This is a genomic window from Microlunatus sp. GCM10028923, from assembly GCF_042666975.1.
Lineage (GTDB): Bacteria > Actinomycetota > Actinomycetes > Propionibacteriales > Propionibacteriaceae > Microlunatus.
Window position 1 is genome coordinate 1 of sequence record NZ_JBHTFF010000015.1, and the last position, 17,773, is coordinate 17,773.

Annotated in this window: 17 protein-coding genes; 10 read left to right on the top strand and 7 right to left on the bottom strand. The window is 69.8% G+C overall.

Features of this window, described 5'->3' with window-relative positions; all coding sequences use genetic code 11:
- The 4 genes from ACFQU4_RS29190 to ACFQU4_RS29205 all read right to left on the bottom strand — a co-directional run.
- The coding region (locus ACFQU4_RS29190; RefSeq protein WP_377498896.1) for a sulfatase-like hydrolase/transferase at positions 1-334 on the bottom strand (334 nt) is incomplete at its 3' end.
- Between the two features lie 18 nt (positions 335-352).
- Positions 353-1,249, bottom strand: coding sequence for a carbohydrate ABC transporter permease (locus tag ACFQU4_RS29195; RefSeq protein WP_377498898.1), 897 nt, complete (start codon positions 1,247-1,249; stop codon positions 353-355).
- Entirely contained in the window at positions 1,246-2,238 is a 993-nt protein-coding gene (locus ACFQU4_RS29200; protein ID WP_377498900.1) for a carbohydrate ABC transporter permease, read from the bottom strand. The genes ACFQU4_RS29195 and ACFQU4_RS29200 overlap by 4 nt, the downstream gene beginning before the upstream one ends.
- A 4-nt stretch (positions 2,239-2,242) precedes the next feature.
- Positions 2,243-3,775 carry an ABC transporter substrate-binding protein gene (locus tag ACFQU4_RS29205; protein WP_377498902.1) on the bottom strand — a complete coding sequence of 511 codons (1,533 nt, stop codon included), beginning with the start codon at positions 3,773-3,775 and terminating at the stop codon, positions 2,243-2,245.
- Positions 3,776-4,092: 317 nt separating this feature from the next.
- Here ACFQU4_RS29205 and ACFQU4_RS29210 point away from each other — a divergent pair, with 317 nt between their 5' ends.
- Positions 4,093-5,127, top strand: a complete 1,035-nt coding sequence (locus ACFQU4_RS29210; RefSeq protein ID WP_377498904.1) for a LacI family DNA-binding transcriptional regulator — start codon at positions 4,093-4,095, stop codon at positions 5,125-5,127.
- A 20-nt stretch (positions 5,128-5,147) separates the two neighbouring features.
- Positions 5,148-6,638, top strand: coding sequence for a sulfatase-like hydrolase/transferase (locus tag ACFQU4_RS29215; RefSeq protein ID WP_377498906.1), 1,491 nt, complete (start codon positions 5,148-5,150; stop codon positions 6,636-6,638).
- Positions 6,639-6,648: 10 nt separating this feature from the next.
- Here ACFQU4_RS29215 and ACFQU4_RS29220 read toward each other — a convergent pair whose 3' ends face one another.
- Complete coding sequence (locus tag ACFQU4_RS29220; protein WP_377499342.1) at positions 6,649-7,791, bottom strand: acyl-CoA dehydrogenase family protein; 1,143 nt, start codon at positions 7,789-7,791, stop codon at positions 6,649-6,651.
- 146 nt (positions 7,792-7,937) lie between these two features.
- Between ACFQU4_RS29220 and ACFQU4_RS29225 the strand changes: the two genes are divergently transcribed.
- The 5 genes from ACFQU4_RS29225 (at position 7,938) to ACFQU4_RS29245 (ending at position 12,209) form a co-directional block, all read left to right on the top strand.
- The gene (locus tag ACFQU4_RS29225) at positions 7,938-8,531 is read left to right on the top strand and encodes a TetR/AcrR family transcriptional regulator (protein WP_377498908.1); all 594 of its coding nucleotides are present in this window, start codon (positions 7,938-7,940) and stop codon (positions 8,529-8,531) included.
- Between the two features lie 32 nt (positions 8,532-8,563).
- Complete coding sequence (locus ACFQU4_RS29230; RefSeq protein WP_377498910.1) at positions 8,564-8,992, top strand: MarR family winged helix-turn-helix transcriptional regulator; 429 nt, start codon at positions 8,564-8,566, stop codon at positions 8,990-8,992.
- A 17-nt stretch (positions 8,993-9,009) separates the two neighbouring features.
- Positions 9,010-10,440, top strand: coding sequence for a cysteine--tRNA ligase (gene cysS, locus ACFQU4_RS29235; RefSeq protein ID WP_377498912.1), 1,431 nt, complete (start codon positions 9,010-9,012; stop codon positions 10,438-10,440).
- Positions 10,440-11,393, top strand: a complete 954-nt coding sequence (gene rlmB / locus ACFQU4_RS29240) for a 23S rRNA (guanosine(2251)-2'-O)-methyltransferase RlmB (protein WP_377498914.1) — start codon at positions 10,440-10,442, stop codon at positions 11,391-11,393. Before cysS ends, rlmB begins: the two co-directional genes overlap by 1 nt.
- A gap of 399 nt (positions 11,394-11,792) precedes the next feature.
- Entirely contained in the window at positions 11,793-12,209 is a 417-nt protein-coding gene (locus ACFQU4_RS29245) for an RNHCP domain-containing protein (protein WP_377498916.1), read from the top strand.
- On the opposite strand, the gene ACFQU4_RS29250 is transcribed toward ACFQU4_RS29245, so the two are convergent.
- Positions 12,115-13,083 carry a helix-turn-helix transcriptional regulator gene (locus ACFQU4_RS29250; RefSeq protein WP_377498918.1) on the bottom strand — a complete coding sequence of 323 codons (969 nt, stop codon included), beginning with the start codon at positions 13,081-13,083 and terminating at the stop codon, positions 12,115-12,117. The two genes, ACFQU4_RS29245 and ACFQU4_RS29250, sit on opposite strands and share 95 nt — an antisense overlap.
- 62 nt (positions 13,084-13,145) lie before the next feature.
- Here ACFQU4_RS29250 and ACFQU4_RS29255 point away from each other — a divergent pair, with 62 nt between their 5' ends.
- A complete protein-coding gene (locus tag ACFQU4_RS29255; RefSeq protein ID WP_377498920.1) occupies positions 13,146-14,315 on the top strand; it encodes an epoxide hydrolase family protein in 1,170 nt (389 codons plus the stop codon).
- Positions 14,316-14,342: 27 nt separating this feature from the next.
- Here the strand turns inward: ACFQU4_RS29255 and ACFQU4_RS29260 are convergent, their stop codons facing one another.
- On the bottom strand, positions 14,343-15,503 hold the full coding sequence (locus tag ACFQU4_RS29260) for an MFS transporter (RefSeq protein ID WP_377498922.1): 1,161 nt from the start codon (positions 15,501-15,503) through the stop codon (positions 14,343-14,345).
- Between the two features lie 180 nt (positions 15,504-15,683).
- Here ACFQU4_RS29260 and ACFQU4_RS29265 point away from each other — a divergent pair, with 180 nt between their 5' ends.
- Both ACFQU4_RS29265 and ACFQU4_RS29270 read left to right on the top strand, forming a co-directional pair.
- Positions 15,684-16,223, top strand: a complete 540-nt coding sequence (locus ACFQU4_RS29265) for a hypothetical protein (protein WP_377498924.1) — start codon at positions 15,684-15,686, stop codon at positions 16,221-16,223.
- Positions 16,224-16,287: 64 nt separating this feature from the next.
- A complete protein-coding gene (locus ACFQU4_RS29270) occupies positions 16,288-17,757 on the top strand; it encodes a glycine hydroxymethyltransferase (protein WP_377498926.1) in 1,470 nt (489 codons plus the stop codon).
- Positions 17,758-17,773: the final 16 nt, after the last annotated feature.

The window sequence follows — 17,773 nt, forward strand, 5'->3', positions numbered from 1 at the left end:
CCCCCTGCATGGTCACCGGATGCGCCTCGGTGAACGGCACCCCGTCGCGGTAGCCGTAGCGCCCGTGCCGCTCCGGCGACTGCCCCGTGAACAGCGCGACCCGGGCCGGCACACAGGTCGGGGTCGCGGAGTAATTCCGGGCGAACCGGGTGCCCTGGCCGGCGATCTCGTCCAGGTGCGGCGTCTTCACCACCGGGTGGCCGGCCGCGGACAGCGCATCGCCGCGCATCTGGTCGACGCAGATCAGCATCACGTTCGGCCGGTCCAGCTTGCGGCTGCGGTTGCCGGACGCCCGGCTGCTCGGGGCATACGGAATTGATCTTGGTACGGGCACGAATCAACTCTCCTCTGGTTATCCCTTGATCGCTCCGGCGATACTCTCGACGAAGAACCGTTGCAGGACCAGGAACATGATCACGATCGGCAGCATCGCGATCGTCGACGCCGCCGTCATCACGCCCCAGTCGGCGAAGTAGTCGTTGCGGAGAGCGTAGACGCCGACCGCGAGCGTCTGCAGTTCGGGCCGGGTCAGGGTGAGCACCAGGGGCAGCAGGAACGAGTTCCAGGACTGCATGAACTGCAGGATCACGGCGGTCGCGGTGACCGGCTTGGCCAGCGGCAGATAGACCTGGGCGAAGATGCGCAGGAAGCCGGCACCGTCCACCCGCGCCGCCTCCTCGAGTTCGCGGGGCAACTGGGAGAAGTAGCCGGCGAACAGCAGTACCTGGACCACGCCGACGCCGCCCGCCTCGGCCAGGGTCACGCCCCACAACGACCCGGACAGGCCGAGTGCGTCGATCAGGTCGTAGACCGGAATGATCGTGTACCCCTCCGGCAGGAAGATCGCCAGCGCGAAGATCGCGATCACCCATTTCTTGCCGACGAAGCGGTAGCGACCGAGGGCGTACCCCATCAGGGCGGCGACGGCGACCGAGATGACGATCGAGCCGGCCGTGACGAAGACCGAGTTGAAGAAGAACCGGCCCATGTCGGCCTCGGTCCAGGCCCGGGTCCAGTTGCCGACCCGGAGCACCGGGTTGAACGGGTTGAGCGATCCGAAGATCTCGGTGGTGTTCTTGAACGAGGACGACAGGTTCCAGATGAACGGGTAGATCCAGGCCAGGCCGATCAGCAGCAGCACCACCGACATCACGGCCGCCCAGATCTTCTCCCGCCGGGAGAACTGCTTCTGCTTGATCTTGCGCGGCTTGGTCTCCGCCGGGCGCTCGGTCGCCGTGGGCGCGGTCATGATCGATCACGCCCCTCGGTGCCGAACGTGGCCCGCGCCTCGGCGACCTTGCGCGCGGCCCAGAGCTGGATCACGGTGAAGATCAGCGTCGCGACGCCGAAGAAGCAGCCGGCCGCCGACGCGTAGCCCAGCCTCGGCACCGAGCCGAGTTCCGGCTGGAAGGCGGTCTGGTAGATGTAGATCTCGATCAATTGGGTCGAGAAGTACGGCCCGCCGCCGGTCATCGTCCAGACGATGCCGAACGCGTGCAGATTGTCCTTCGCCGTGAGGATGATGATGATCACCGCGAACGGCAGCAGGATCGGCAGCCGGATGTGCCGCAGGATGCCCCACATCCCGGCGCCGTCGATCCTGGCTGCCTCGATGTAGTCCTGCGGAATCGTCTGCAGAGCGGCCAGCCAGTAGATCATCGTGATGCCGAAGTTCTTCCAGACGTGTACCAGCAGCACCGTCCACAGCGACATTCCCGGGTCCGACAGGAACTCGACCGGCTGCTGGACCAGGCCGGAGCCGACCAGGATGGTGTTCAGCGGACCGTTGTTCGGACTGAGCACGAAGGTCATCACCACGCCGATCACCGCGGCCGCGGCCGTGACCGGCAGGAAGAACATGGTCCGGAACAACGGGGACAGTCGCATCACCTTCTGGTTCAGCAGAATCGCCACCAGCAGCGCCAGGACCACCCGGATCGGGGTACCGACCAGCATGAAGATCGCCGACCGACCGAACGCCGACCAGAACATGGGGTCCTGCACCAGCTCCGCGTAGTTGTCCAGCCCGATGAACGTCATCTCATCGGTGAACCCGGACCAGCGCATCGTCGAGAACACCCACGACATGATCATCGGGTAGAAGGTGAACATCGCGGTCAAGATCAAAGCCGGCAGCAGGAACAGGTAGCACCAGCGGGCGTTGACCCGCTCGTACCAGCCACCGACCCGGCGCTGGACCCGTTCCTGCAACTCGGGTACAGAGGGAGCGATCGTCACCGGATCACCCGAGCTCGTCGTAGTCGGCCTTGGTGTAGTCCTTCGCCGGATCCCAGTTCGGGAACTTCCAGTCCTCGATCGAGACGTCGGCGCCCTCCTTGCGCGCCGCCTCGATCGCGGTCTCCAGCGACTCCTGCTGCTTCTCGCCGAACTCGGCGAACTGCTGCTCCGGCGATCCCTTGATCTGCCCGGTGAAGATGCCGGCCATCAGGTCCTGCCAGCGCGGCTGGACCTCCTTGCGCAACAGCGCCACCTTGGCCACTTCGGGGTTCCGGATCGCCGCCTGCGGCGCCGCCTTCATGATCTTGGCGGCCAGGTCCGAGGCCGACTTGGCGTTCGCGTCCAGCAGGCCGGGCTGGTCGGCCTCGTCGTTGTACTTCTGCTCCAGTGAGACCAGGTTGCCCTCGCTGAGCACGACGAGCATCTTCTGCCCGTCCGGGCTGCCCATGTAGTTGAGGAGCTGCCCGGCGACGGTCGGATGCTTGGTCTTGGCGTACACCCACGGGTTGTTGCCACCGGTCTGCGCGAACGGCACCACCCAGTCGGTGTTGCCGTCCGGGCTCGGCACCGGGCCCATCGCGTACTTCCAGTCCGGCGCGGACCGCTTCCAGGACGGGATGTCCCAGGGTCCGTTGAAGATCATCCCCGCCTTGCCGGCCGGCATCTGGGCCCGGCCGTCGGCGATCTTGAGGCTGAGGAAGCCGGGCACCACGAGCTTGTCGGTGACCAGCTTCTGCAGGAACTCAAAGGCCTGCATCACCTGCGGCGCGTCGTAGACGTACGTCCCCTTGGCCATGTCCATGCCCGCGACGGCACGCCAGCCGGCACTCTGCGCCAGCATCTCGACCACCCCGGACAGGCTGTCCGAACCGATGATCATTCCGACCTTGCCGGCGTCGACCACCTTCTTCAGCGAAGCGTGCAGGTCATCCCAGGACTTGAGCTGGTTGACCGGGTCGTCGTAACCGGCTTCAGCCAGATTGGCGCTGTCGTAGAACGACATGAACGTGAGCCGACGATCGGAACTGAGGGGGAACGAATAGATCTTGTCGTTGAAGATGTGCACCCCCGGCACGAAGGCCGTTTCGGGGAAGTAGCCCCGCCAGGTCTCGAAATCGGGGATCACCTCCTCCAGCGGCTGCACCCACCCCTCGTTGACCGCGGTGGCGGCCGGGACGTTGTTGGGTACGGCGAAGACGTCCGGGGCACTGCCGTTGCGGATGCCGAGCGGGACGACCTGGTTCACGGTCTCCCAGCCGCTGCCCTGGTAGTCGGTCTTGATGTTGGCGTGCTTCTTGGTGAACGCGGCCAGCACGGCCTTCTCGTACACGGACTTGAGATCACCGCTGTCGCACCAGCGGAACGTGACGTCCTCGGTGGGCAGCTGGGTGTCGAAGTCCGGGATCGTGATCTCGGCTCCGCCCGGCGCCTCCGGGGCCGGGCCCTGACCGGTGTCAACCTGGCAGCCCACCAGGGTGGCCGCGCCGACCGCGGACAGTCCGCCGATCAGCGTCCGGCGGCTCAATCGGGTTGTCATCGTCTGACTCCTCTGCATGGAAGCTGATGGTGAAGCGCCTCGCCAAAATTTCCCATGATCCTAGTAGGCATTAATGGGAACAGGCTGCACTGTCTCATCGGGCCGAACCGGCTCTTCGGGCTTGCCATGACCCGGCTCCTTTGCCGTATCCACCCCACGACGTTCTTCTCCTCCGCTTCGCTCCCCCGAACAACGTCGCGGGGACCCCGGATAAGATTGGTTATGCGCATCACCAAACCCGATCGACGAGTCGATGTCAACCGGTCCGGCACTCCGGCTCGGTTACGATCCGGCAGACAGTGGTGGGAGGAGTGGGCATGGCGCAGCAGCGCAACGGGCGTCCGAGTACCCAGGCCGACGTGGCCAGGCTGGCCGGTGTCTCGGTCGCGACCGTGTCCTACGTCGCCAACGGCCGACGGCCGGGCCGGAAGAACGCGGCGACTCCCGAGATCGCGGCCCGGGTGCAGGAGGCGATGCGGCAGCTGGACTACCGGCCGCGGCGGGCCGGCCGGGTGCTGGCCCGGAACCGGACCGACCTGGTCGCCATGGTCGCGTTCTCGCCGTTCAACCCCTGGGCCACCGATCTGATCACCGAGGTCGAGGAGACGGCGGCCGACCGCGGGCTCGGCATGATCATCCTGCCCTACGGCCACACCGAGAAGGCGATCGACCGGGTGGAGAGCCTGCTCACCGACGGAATCGCCGATGCCGCGGTGATCCTGGGCTCGAAGGAGTTCACGACGGCGAGGGCACAGCGGATCGGCAGCCGGGTGCCGACCTTGATCACCGGCGAGTCGTACCGGCCGCGCCGGTTCGACGTGATGGTCCAGCACGAGGCCGCGGCGGTCCGGGTCGCGGCCGAGCACCTGATCCGGAGCGGGATCCGGCGACCCGCCTATCTCGGCGTCCTGCTCGGCGAGATGCACCACCGCACCAAGGCCTTCGTCGAGACCTTCCGCGAGCACGGCTACCCAGACTCGGCGATCACCATCGTCGGCCGGCCGGAGGGCCTGAGCAGGTTCCTCGACTCCCGGCAGGAGGCCGTCGAACTGCTCGACCAGCCGCCGAAACGCCGGCCGGACGCGATCATGGCGCACTCGGACCGGGCCGCGATCTCCGCCGTCTGGGCCGCCATGCAGCTCGGCATCGCGGTGCCCGACGAGCTCAAGATCATCGGGATCGGCAACATCCTCGAAGGCACCGAGATCACGCCGGCACTGACCACCATCGGCACCGAAACGGATGCCTACCGGCCGATGCTGAACCGGCTGCTGGACCGGATCGAGAACCCGGAGACGCCGACCCGGACCATCGCCGTGCCCTGGCGACTGATCATCCGCGGCACCGCCTGAGCCCACCGAGGAGACCCGCCATGCCGAAACCGCATCTCGTGATCTTCAATCCCGATCAGTGGCGCGGCGACGTGCTCGGCCATGTCGGCAACCCGGCCGCCGTCACCCCGAACCTTGATCAACTGGTGGCGACCGACGCGGTCAGCTTCCGGAACGCGTTCTGCCAGAACCCGGTCTGTACGCCGAGCCGCTGCTCGTTCATGAGCGGCTGGTATCCGCACGTCCGCGGCCACCGCACGATGCACCACATGATGCGACCGGACGAGCCGGTGCTGCTGCGGACGCTGAAGGAGAACGGCTACTTCGTTTGGTGGGGCGGCAAGAATGATCTTGTGCCGGCACAGTCGGGCTTCGACGCGTACTGTCACGTCAAGCACCGGCCCGACCCGGACGGGCTGCGGCCGATGTTTGCGATGGACCGGCAGGCCGAGTGGCGCGGCGAGCCGGGCGCCGACACGTACTACTCCTTCCAGGTCGGGCGGCTGCCGGCCGAGGACGGTGGCCACTACCCGGACAGCGACTGGGCCCACGTGAACGCGGCGATCGAGCAGATCCACCGCTGGGCCGACCAAGATCACGACGAGGCCGAGGCGCTCTGCCTCTACCTGCCGCTGACCTATCCGCACCCGCCGTACGGGGTCGAGGAACCGTGGTTCTCCATGATCGATCCGGAGCTGCTGCCGGACCGGCCGACCGGGCCCGATCCAGCGTCGGCCGGGGAGCCCGCGATGCTGGCCGGGATCCGGGCCAGGCAGGGGTTGACCGGGTGGGCCGAGGACCGCTGGCGGGAGTTGCGGGCCACCTACTACGGGATGTGCGCGCGGGTCGATCACCAGCTCGGGCTGGTGCTGCAGGCACTCCGGGACGCCGGGCTGTACGACGACACGGCGTTGTTCTTCTTCTCCGATCATGGCGACTTCACCGGGGACTACGGCCTGGTCGAGAAGACCCAGAACACGTTCGCGGACTGCCTCACCCGGGTGCCGTTGATCATCAAGCCGCCCGCTTCCGTACCCACCGAGGCCGGGGTCCGGGACGCCCTGGCCGAGTTGATCGACGTGCCGGCCACGATCGAGGCGCTGACCGGGATCACGCCGGGGCACACCCACTTCGGCCGCTCGCTGCTCCCGGTGGTCACCGGCGGTGTCGACGATCATCGCGACGCCGTCTTCTGCGAGGGCGGCCGGCTGCGCGGCGAGCGGCAGGCCATGGAACGGGAGAGCCGAGCGTCCGACGACCCGACCGGGCTCTACTGGCCGCGGCTGTCGCTCCAGGCCGGGGACGGACCCGAGCACGGCAAGGCCGCCATGTGCCGTACCGCCGATCACAAGTACGTGCACCGGCTCTACGAGACCGACGAACTCTACGATCTTCGCGCCGACCCGGCCGAGACCCGCAACATGATCAACGACCCCGGCTACGCCGACGTCGCGCGAACCCTGTCCCTGCGGCTGCTCGCCTGGTATCAGGAGACCGCCGACGCGGTGCCGCACCAGGCCGACCAGCGCTAGCCGAGCAGCGTTAGCCGAGCAGGCGGCGGGCGATCACCAGGCGCTGGATCTGGTTCGTCCCCTCGAAGATCTGCGGGGCCTTCGCCTCCCGCATGTACCGCTCGGCCGGGAAGTCCCGGGTGTAGCCGTAACCGCCGAGCACCTGCACCGCGTCGGTGGTGACCCGCATCGCCGCGTCGGTCGCGGTCAGCTTGGCCACGGCCGCGTCCCGGGTGAAATCGAGGCCGGCGTCGCGCTTGCGGGCCGCGTAGAGATAGGTGGCACGGGCCGTGTCGACCGCCGCGGCCATCTCGGCCAGCAGGAACTGCAGGCCCTCGAACTCGGCGATCGGCCGGCCGAACTGGACCCGCTCCTTGGCGTAGTCGACCGCGCAGTCGAGCGCCGCCCGGGCCAGCCCGGTCGCGCAGGCGGCGATGCCGAGCCGGCCGGAGTCCAAGGCGGCCAAGGCGATCCGCATGCCGTCACCCTCGTCGCCGATGCGCCGGTCGGCGTCCACCCGGACCGCGTCGAAGTAGACCTGGGCGGTCGGCGAGGCGGTCAGCCCCATCTTGCGTTCCGGCGTCCCGCTGCTCAGCCCCTCGGCGTCGGCCGGCACCAGGAGGCAGCTCATCCCGCGCTTCGGGTCCTCGCCGGTCCGCGCGAAGGTCACGTAGTAGTCGGCCACCCCGGCGTGGCTGATCCAGGCCTTCGTGCCGTCCAGCTGGTAACCGCCGTTGTCCCGCTTGGCCCGGGTGGTCATCGCCGAGATGTCGGACCCGGCCGAGGGTTCCGACAGTGCGTACGCGCCGAGCAGGTCGCCCTTGATCAGCTCCGGCAGCCACCGCTCGATCTGTTCCGGCGTGCCGTGCCGCAGCAGGACGGAACACGTCATCACGTGCACCGAGACCCCGACCCCGACCGACATCCAGCTGGCCGCGACCTCCTCCAGCGCCTGCAGATAGACCTCGTACGGCTGATCCAGGCCGCCGAAGCGTTCCGGGTACGGCATCCCGAGCAGCCCGGTCTCGCCGAGCATCCGGAACGCATCCCGCGGGAACTCCCCCGCCTCCTCCGCCGCCGAGGCCCGGGGCGCCAACTGCTCGCGGGCGATCTCCGACACCAGGCCGACCAGCTCCGCAGCCTCCGGTGTTGGCAGCAGCCGCTCCACCGCCATGATCATCGCTCCTTTGGGTTCGAGCCGAGGGGACGTAAACCCCTGTCGATCCCCCGCACGCTCAGCGGGCGGACCAGCGCCCTCTCGTCAAACGGTACTGGAAAGAGTACGCCAGTACCGCTCAATTACCCGAGTACCCTGATCAGGTGATCCCGTTGCTCTCCGGCTCGCATGCCCGCCAACTGACCCGGCGGCAGGGGCAGCTTCGCGATCAACTGGTCCGGCTGGTCCTCGCCGAGGGGTTCTCGACCTTCACGATGGACCAGTTCGCGGCCCGGCTGCGCTGTTCCAAGCGCACCCTCTACACCCTGGCCCGGAGCAAGGAACAGCTGGCAACGCTTGCGGTACGGGAGTTCTTCCGCGCGGCGACGGAACAGGTCGAGACGGCGATCCGCCGGGTCCGCCAGCCGGCCCGCCGGGTCGTCGCCTACCTGCAGGCGGTCGCCGCGGCACTGGCTCCGGCGTCGCGGGAGTTCCACGACGACGTCGCCGCGTTCCGGCCGGCCCGGGAGATCTACCAGCGCAACACCGAGGCCGCGGCGCAGCGGGTCCGCGAGCTGATCGACGACGGCCGCCGGGCCGGTGCGTTCCGGAACGTGCCGACCGCGTTCATCGCCGAGGTGATCGCGGCCACCATGCAGCGGATCACCAGCGGCGAGATCCAGGCGTCGACCCGGTTGTCCGACGCCGCCGCGTACACGGAACTGGCCCGGCTCGTGGTGGCTGCCGTCCGACGGTAGTGGGCCGGCACTCGGCCAATTACGCTTCGGGCATGGACGACGACCTGCATCAGCTGGGCGAGGACCTGGTCACGACCTCGGCCCGGATCATGCGGTGGACGCCCAAGGACGGCTACTCACTCAGCCTCGCCTCGGCCCGGATCCTGGCCCGGCTGATCGACAACGGGCCGACCCGGATCAGCAACCTGGCCGCCCTGGAACGTTCGTCCCAGCCGACCATCACCAACCACGTGAAGCGCCTCGAGGCCGACGGACTGGTCCGCCGCGACGCCGACGCCGCCGACGCCCGGGTCTGGGTCATCACGACGACCGAGGAGGGCCGCCGCCAGATGCAGGCGATGCGGCACCAGCTCGGCACCAACGTCGAGCCCTATCTCGCCGAACTGTCCGAGGCGGACCGGGCCAAGCTCCGGGAGGGGCTCGCCGTGATGCTGAAACTGATGTCACTGCGCCGCCACTAGGCCACTAAGCTTGGCGGGTGCTTCGCTTCTACGACTCAGCTACCCGGCAGATCCGGGCCTTCGACCCGGTGGAACCCGGGAAGGTCTCGATCTACCACTGTGGGCTGACCGTACAGAGTGCGCCGCACCTCGGCCACATCCGCAAGGAGGTCAACTTCGACGTCCTGCGGCGCTGGCTGACGTACCGCGGGTTCGAGGTGACGGTGATCGCGAACGTCACCGACATCGAGGACAAGATCTTGATCAAGTCGGCCGAGGCCGGCCGCCCCTGGTTCGCGCACGCCTACCGGTTCGAGCGGGAACTGCACGACGCGTACGCGGCGCTGGGCTGCCTGCCGCCGACGTACGAGCCGCGGGCGACCGGGCACATCCCGGAGATGATCGAGTTGATCACCTCCCTGATCGACCGCGGGCACGCCTACCCGGCGGCGGACGGCTCCGGCGACGTCTACTTCGACGTCCGGTCCTGGCCGGACTACGGATCCCTGTCCGGACAGCGGATCGAGGACATGGAGCCCGATCCCGATCATGACTTCCCGGGCAAGCGGGACCCGCGCGACTTCGCGCTCTGGAAGGGCTACAAGCCCGAGGAGCCGGCCACCGCGTCCTGGCCGACGCCGTGGGGACGCGGCCGGCCCGGCTGGCACATCGAGTGCTCGGCGATGGCCGGCAAGTATCTCGGCGACGAGTTCGACATCCACGGTGGTGGGCTGGACCTGCGTTTCCCGCACCACGAGAACGAGCTGGCCCAGTCGACCGCGGCCGGGCAGAAGTTCGCCCGGGTCTGGATGCACAACGCCTGGGTCACCGCCGCCGGCGAGAAGATGAGCAAGTCCCTCGGCAACGGTGCGCTGGTGTCGGAGGTGATCAAGCGCCATTCGCCGCGTGCGGTGCGGTTCTACCTGGTCCAGCCGCACTACCGGTCCGCGATCGAGTACGCGGACGCGTCGGTCGGCGAGGCCGCCGCCGCACTGTCCCGGATCGATCACTTCGTCGAGCGGGCCGCCGAGCTGGTCGGTCCGGCCGAAGATCAACTTCCGGACGAGTTCGCCGCCGCGATGGATGATGATCTTGGTACGGCCGGAGCGGTCGCGGTGATCTTCAACACCGTCCGGGACGGCAATTCGGCCATCACCGCCGGTGATCTTGATCAGGTGGCTCGGCTGTCCGGCCAGGTGCGCGGCATGCTCGCCGTACTCGGGCTGGCCGCGGACGACCCGATCTGGGGCACCGACCCGGGTGATCAGGACCGCTATCGCCAGGTGATCGACGGCCTGGTGGCCGAGTTGATCAAGCAGCGCGCGGACGCCCGCGGGCGCAAGGACTATGCGGCGGCGGACGCGATCCGCTCGTCGCTGACCGGTCTCGGGGTCGAGTTGACCGACACCCCGGACGGGACCCGGTGGACCCTGCGGGCCGCCACACCGACCACGTCGACGGAGGACTGATGCCGGGCAACAGCCAACGCAAGGGAGCCGTGCGCCGCAAGGGCAAGGGGCGTACCGCAGGTTCCGGCGGCCGGGTCCGCCGCGGCCTCGAGGGCAAGGGCCCCACGCCGAAGGCCGAGGACCGTCCCTACCACCCGGCGCACAAGGCGAAACAGGCCCGGAACCGGGTTCAGTCCGGCCGGCCCGACCGCGGGCCGGACCGGAAGCGGTCCGGCGGCGCCGACTGGGTGGTCGGCCGCAACCCGGTCCTGGAGGCGCTGCAGGCCGGCGTTCCCGTGAAGACCGGCTACATCGCCGACGGCGCGGACCGGGACGACCGGCTCCGGGAGATCCTCCGGCTCGCCGCCGAACAGCACCTGCCGCTGCTCCAGGTGTCCAGGTCGGAAATGGACCGGTTGACCGCCGATGCCGTGCACCAGGGCGTGGCGCTGCAACTGCCCGAGTACGTCTACGCCCATCCGGACGACCTGCTGGACCAGGTGCTGGACGCCGGTGATCGCGGGCTCGCCGTGGCCCTGGACGGGGTGTCCGACCCGCGCAACCTGGGCGCGATCGTGCGTTCGGCGGCCGCGTTCGGCGCCCAGGGCGTGCTGATCCCGGAACGCCGCGCGGCCGGCATGTCGGCCGCCGCCTGGAAGGCCTCCGCGGGCGCGGCGGCCAGGCTCCCGGTGGCTCGGGCGACGAACCTGAACCGGGCGCTGCGCGCGTACTCGGAGGCGGGCGTCACCCTGGTCGGCCTCGATGCGGGCGGCGAGGCGTCGATCGCCGAGTTGACCGGTGATCATGCAGGCGGTCCGACGGTGTTGATCATCGGCGGCGAGGGCGCCGGGCTGTCCCGGCTGGTGCGGGAGGCCTGCGACGTGATCGCCTCGATCCCGATCGCCGCCGACGTCGAGTCGCTGAACGCCGGAGTCGCCGCCGGGATCGCGTTGTACGAGTTGTCCCGCTCGTAATCGCGTTGCGCGCCCGGCCGAGTGGTTGGCAGAGTGTCGGCATGCTCTCGTACTGAATGATCTTGGTCCGGCCACACAGACCGAAAGCCCGAGGAGGAGTCGCGATGGAGACCCGTCGCTGCACCTGCTGAGAGGGGACGGCGCCGAGGCCGGTGCGACGAGATGACACCTACCGGTGGCCATTGGCACGCGCTGATGGACAGTGGTCAGGACAGTTCTCAAACCTGACAGAGGTTCGGATCCGTTTCACGCGGTGAAGCAGGAACCGGAAGTAATCGCCCCAGCAGCGGGCGGTGAATCGCGTCCCTCTCTCGTCCAGCCCGGCACCCCGATTCCGGGGAAGAACCCACGGAACCCTCCGCCTTCGCAGTCGTTTTCCTTCGACCGCGGAGCGGCAGAGTGTCTCGCGCAAGCGAAAACCAGTCCTTTACCTGCGCCCATTGCGGCGCCGGAGTCCGCCCGCTCGCCGGCGGCAGCTATCGCAACCACTGCCCGCAGTGCCTGTGGTCGGTGCACGTCGACGTCCGCCCGGGCGATCGCGCCGCCGACTGCGGCGGCCCGATGCGGCCGGTCCGGCTCGTCCAGCCGCGCGGCAAGCGGCTCGCCGTCGTGCACCGGTGTCTGACCTGCGGCGTCGAGTCGACCAACCGGCTCGCCGTCGACGACCCGAGGCAGCCCGACTGTCCGCATGCCGTCGCGGCGGTCCAGGCGGCGACGTCGATCACTGAGGCCGGACCGAACGAGCGGCCGCGCGGCCGAGCCGGCCGGCGACGGCGGCCACCACGTCGGTCAGTTCGGCCGGCTCGAGGACCGTGAACTCGGCCTCCAACAGGCCGACGTAGACCGCGACCTCGGTCAGCGAGGCCGAGCCGGTCGCCACCTCGCAGCGGCCGTCCGGGAGCGGGGTGACGGCGACGACGGACGGGCCGAACACCTCCCGGACCCGGTCCGCCGACGCCTCGACCAGCAGCCGGCACTGGTAGCGGTAGGCGCTGGTGGTGATGCCGCGGACGAGGTCGTGCTCCAGGTCGTCCGGCACCGGCCGGGGGACGAACCTCGGCCCGTTCGGGGTACGGAGCCGGAGCCGGTCCAGCCGGTAGGTGCGCCAGTCGGACCGGTCCAGGTCCCAGGCATAGAGGTACCAGTGGCGGCCGGCGTGCAGCACCCGGTACGGCTCCACCGTGCGCCGGATCTCGGAGCCGCTGTGGGTCCGGTACGTGAGCCGCAACTGGTCGTGCTCCTCGACGGCGCGGGCCAGGTCCAGCAGCAGGTCGGGATCCGCCGTCCGACCGCCGCCGGGCAGCGCCCCGATCCCCTTCGAGACCGTGTCCACCCGGCGCCGCAGCCGCGACGGCAGCACCTGCTTCAGCTTGATCAGGGCCCGGATCGCGGCCTCGTCGAGTCCGGCCAGTCCGGCCACGGTCGCCTGCTGCAGCCCGACGCTGACCGCGATCGCCTCGTCGTCCGCGAGCAGCAGCGGCGGCAGTTCCGCGCCGGCACCGAGCTGGTAACCGCCGCCGACGCCCGGCAGCGCGATGACCGGATAGCCGAGCCGGCGCAGCCGGTCGACATCGCGCCGCACCGTCCGGTCGGTCACGTCGAGCCGGTCGGCCAGTTCGGCGGCGAGCCAGCTGCGCCGGGACTGGAGCAGCGCGAGCAGCCGGAGCAGCCGTCCCGAGGTTTCCCACATGTTCCGAAGTCTTGCAGCAATTCCGGACCGAACCTGTCCGGGTCATTCGGCAGCCTGGAGTCATGAGCAACGAGAGCGATCAGGCGATCCACCCCTTCACGATCGAGGTCCCGCAGGCCGAGCTGGACGACCTGCAGCGCCGGCTGGACCAGGCCCGGCTGCCCGAGCCGCTGCCCGGCGACGACTGGGACACCGGCGTGCCGCTGACGTACCTGCGTGAACTGGTCGATCACTGGCGGGACGGCTACGACTGGCGTGCCGAGGAGGCGAAGCTCAACGCCCGGCCGCAGTTCCGGACCGTGATCGACGGCCAGCAGATCCACTTCCTGCACGTACGGTCCGCCCGGGAGGACGCGGTGCCGCTGCTGCTCACCCACGGCTGGCCCGGCTCGATCGCCGAGTTCCTCGACGTGATCGATCCGCTGACCGATCCGGACGGCCACGGCGCCCCGGGCGCACCCGCCTTCCACGTCGTTGTTCCGTCGCTGCCCGGGTTCGGCTTCTCGTCGCCGCTGGCCGGGCCCGGCTGGGACACCGCCCGGATCGCGAAGGCCTGGGTCACGTTGATGGACCGGCTCGGCTACCGGCGGTACGTCACCCAGGGCGGCGACATCGGCGCTGCGGTGTCGCCCGAGGTGGCCCGGCAGGCGCCCGACCGGGTGATCGGCGTACACCTGAACGGCAACGCCGGGATGCCCTGGAACGTGAGCGAGGAGGACCGGGCCGACCTGTCGGCGGTCGAGCTGGACCGGCTGGAGCGGGTGGCCGCCTTCCTCCGCGACGAGTTCGGCTACATCGCGATCCAGAGCACCCGGCCGCAGTTGATCGGTGCCGCGCTGTCCGACTCGCCGGTCGGCCAGCTCGCCTGGATCATCGACAAGTTCCGGCAGTGGACCCATCCGCGGACCACGCTGCCGGACGCGATCATCGACCGGGACCGGCTGCTGACCAACGTGATGCTCTACTGGCTGACCCGGACGGCGGGCTCGGCCGCCTACGTCGGTTACGCGCTGGACGGTTCGGCCTGGGGCGAGCCGCCGCAGCCGTCCGGAGTGCCCACCGCGGTGATCGTCTTCGCGCACGACGTCGGCATCCGCCGGTACGCCGAGGCGGAGCACACCATCGTCCGCTGGACCGACGTCGTGGACCGCGGCGGCCACTTCGCGGCGCTGGAGGAACCGGATCTGCTGCTCGCGGACCTGCGCGCGTTCGTCGCGGGCCTGCAGACCTGATCATCGGCCGTAAACCCGGAAGAACTGTCACTCCCTTCTGGTACGAGAGCCCGCCGTCAGTCCGGCCAACGCCGTCACGCCGAGCGCCAGCAGCCCGACCAGGCCCAGCGCCATCCCGATCGACAACCGCTGCGCGAGCAGCCCGATCAACGGCGGCCCGGTCAGGAACGCGCCGAAGCCGAGCGTCGCGACGGCGGAGATCGCGCCGGCGGAGTTGTCCCGACCGTGCTCGCCGGCGGCGGTGATCGCGGCCGGGAACACCACGGACAGGCCCAGCCCCCACAGCCCGGCGCCGAGGAAGGGCCCGGCCGGCGACGGCAGGAACAGCACCGTGGCGACGCCGGCGGCGGTGATCACGCCGCACAGCCGCAGCGTGGTCACCCGGCCGAGCCGGTCCAGTACGAAGCCGCCGGTCAGCCGGCCGACGGTGATCATCAGGCTGTAACAGGTGAACGCGGCCGCCGCCGCGCCCTCGCTGAAGCCGCGTTCGTCGTGCACGTAGAGGGCCAGCCAGTCCGACGCCGACCCCTCGCCGATGTTGGAGCAGAGCAGCATCACGGCGAGCATGATCACCGGCAGCGAGAGCGCCTTGGCGTCCGGCCGGGCCCGCCGTCCGTCTCGTACCGGGGCGCGGTGATCACGCCAGAACAGAGTGCCGACGGTGTTGGCGACGGCGAAGATCGGCAGCACCAGCCAGAGGTGCGGGCCGAACGGGAGCCCGAGGCCGGTCACCGCGGCGCCGAGCGCCGAGCCGAGCAGCAGGCCGCCGCTCCACAGCCCGTGCAGGGCCGGCATCACGGACCGGCCGACGGCACGCTCGACGTCGGCCCCGTGCACGTTGAGCATCACCTCGAACAGCCCGGTCGCGGCGCCGGCCAGCAGCAGCACGGCGCCGAACCCGATCGGCGACGTGACCAGCGGCAACGCGGCGTAGGTGGCGGCCACCGCCAGGCCGGCGACCAGGCAGACCCGGCGGCTGGCGAACCGACGGGACAGCCGGCCGCCGAACGGCATGCTCGCGAAGGATCCGATGCCGAGGCAGACCAGCACCAGGCCGACCGTCTGCAGGTCGGCCTGAAGATGATCACGAACGGCCGGGATCCGGGAGAACCAGGTCCCCGAGACGAACCCGAGCAGGCCGAAACAGACGAACGTCGCCACCAGGTCGCGGCGGGTGTCGGGTCCCATGCTGCAGAAGTCTCTCAGTGGGTTCGCCGACGACCGACGGCCGGGTTGTCCACAGTTCGGGGCCGACGAATTTCGTTGTCCACAGACTTTTTTCTGCCGCCGACAAACCGCTGATCGTCGCCCACGATGGACCCGCTGCGGTCGTCCGGCCGCGGTGTTGATCATGAAAGGTTCCCCGAGATGCGTCATCCCCTGGCCGCCGTTGCCGGCGCCCTCACCGCCCTCGTCCTGCTGTTCACCGGCGCGGGGTCCGCTGCCGCCGCGAGCCCGCCGCGTTCGCTGCCGCCCGGCTGGCTGGACGGGTTCCGGATCGGCTGGGTGCCGCCCGGCGCGGGCGACCTGGTCACCGACTTCGCGTCGGAATGGGAGGAGGTCCGCTCCCGTACCCGCGTCTGGGAGTCCGGGCCGTCCGATGACGGCGGCTACCGGGTCGACCTCCAGGTGGCGATCATGCGCAGCCCGACGTTCACCGACCCGGCCGCGGTCCGGGAGTTCTTGATCAACTGGCTGGAGCGGGACCCGGCGGGCTGGGCGACGCTGCCGTACCGGCACCCGGACGGCTCCGGCTTCGGTGACGACGACGAGCTGTTCTGGCTGGTCGAGCCCGGCGTCGCGGTCCGGGTGTCGGCGCCTCCCGGCGCGGTCGCCGAGCGGGAGCTTCACCGGGCGGCGCGATCCGTCCGGCAGGGGGAGGCCGTCCCGGCCCAGTCGGGCCGGTGAGGCACCGTGGTGGGCAGCGATACCCTGAGCAGGCACTGCCGATCCAGCCGAGGAGACCTGCCGCATGACCGATGTGTTCGCGCCCACCACGAACTCGAGCGAGTACGCCGAGCAGGCGTCGACGGCCTACCGCGCCGCCCTGTCGGTGATCGAACAGGTGGAACCGCGGATCGCCGAGGCGACCCGAGCCGAGCTCACCGACCAGCGGGCCTCGCTCAAGCTGATCGCGTCCGAGAACTACGCCTCGCCGGCGGTGCTGCTGACGATGGGCACCTGGTTCTCCGACAAGTACGCCGAGGGCACGATCGGGCACCGCTTCTACGCGGGCTGCCAGAACGTCGACACGGTCGAGGCGCTGGCCGCCGAGCACGCGCGGGAACTGTTCGGCGCCGAGTACGCCTACGCGCAGCCGCACTCCGGCATCGACGCGAACCTGGTCGCCTTCTGGTCGATCCTGGCTCACCGGGTGGAGACGCCGGCGCTGGCCGAGCACGGGGCCAAGTCGGTCTACGACCTGTCCGAGGACGACTGGGAGAAGCTGCGCCGGGCCTTCGGCGAGCAGCGGGCGCTAGGCATGTCGCTCGACGCCGGCGGCCATCTGACCCACGGGTTCCGGCCCAACATCTCGGGCAAGATGTTCCACCAGCGGTCGTACGGGACGGATCCGGAGACCCAGCTGCTCGACTACGACGCGGTCCGGGCTGCGGCGCGGGAGTTCAAGCCGCTGGTGCTGATCGCCGGCTACTCGGCCTACCCGCGGCGGATCAACTTCGCGACCATGCGGGAGATCGCGGACGAGGTCGGCGCGACCCTGATGGTCGACATGGCCCACTTCGCCGGCCTGGTCGCCGGCAAGGTGTTCACCGGCGACGAGGACCCGGTGCCGCACGCGCACATCACCACGACGACCACCCACAAGTCTCTGCGCGGTCCGCGCGGGGGTCTGGTGCTAGCCACCAAGGAGTACGCGGACTCGGTCGACCGCGGCTGCCCGATGGTGCTCGGCGGCCCGCTGTCGCACATGATGGCGGCCAAGGCGGTGGCGCTGGCCGAGGCCCGGACCGCCGAGTTCCAGAGCTACGCCCAGAACGTGGCCGACAACGCCAAGGCGCTGGCCGACGGGTTCCTCAGCCGCGGCGCGAAGCTGGTCACCGGCGGCACCGACAACCACCTGGTGCTGCTCGACGTCTCCGGCATGGGCCTGACCGGCCGGCAGGCCGAGTCGGCGCTGCTCGACGCGGGCATCGTGACGAACCGGAACTCGGTGCCGAGCGACCCGAACGGCGCCTGGTACACCTCGGGCGTCCGGTTCGGCACCCCGGCCCTGACCAGCCGCGGATTCGGCACCGCGGAGTTCGACCGGGTGGCGGAACTGGTGGTCGACGTGCTGACCAACACCCAGCCGGCCGCGACGAAGTCCGGCGCCCCGGGCAAGGCGAAGTACGTGCTGGCCGACGGGGTCGCCGACCGTACCAAGGCGGCGTCCGCCGAGCTGCTGGACAAGCACCCGCTGTACCCCGGCCTCGAGCTCTGACCTCCGGGGTTCGCTC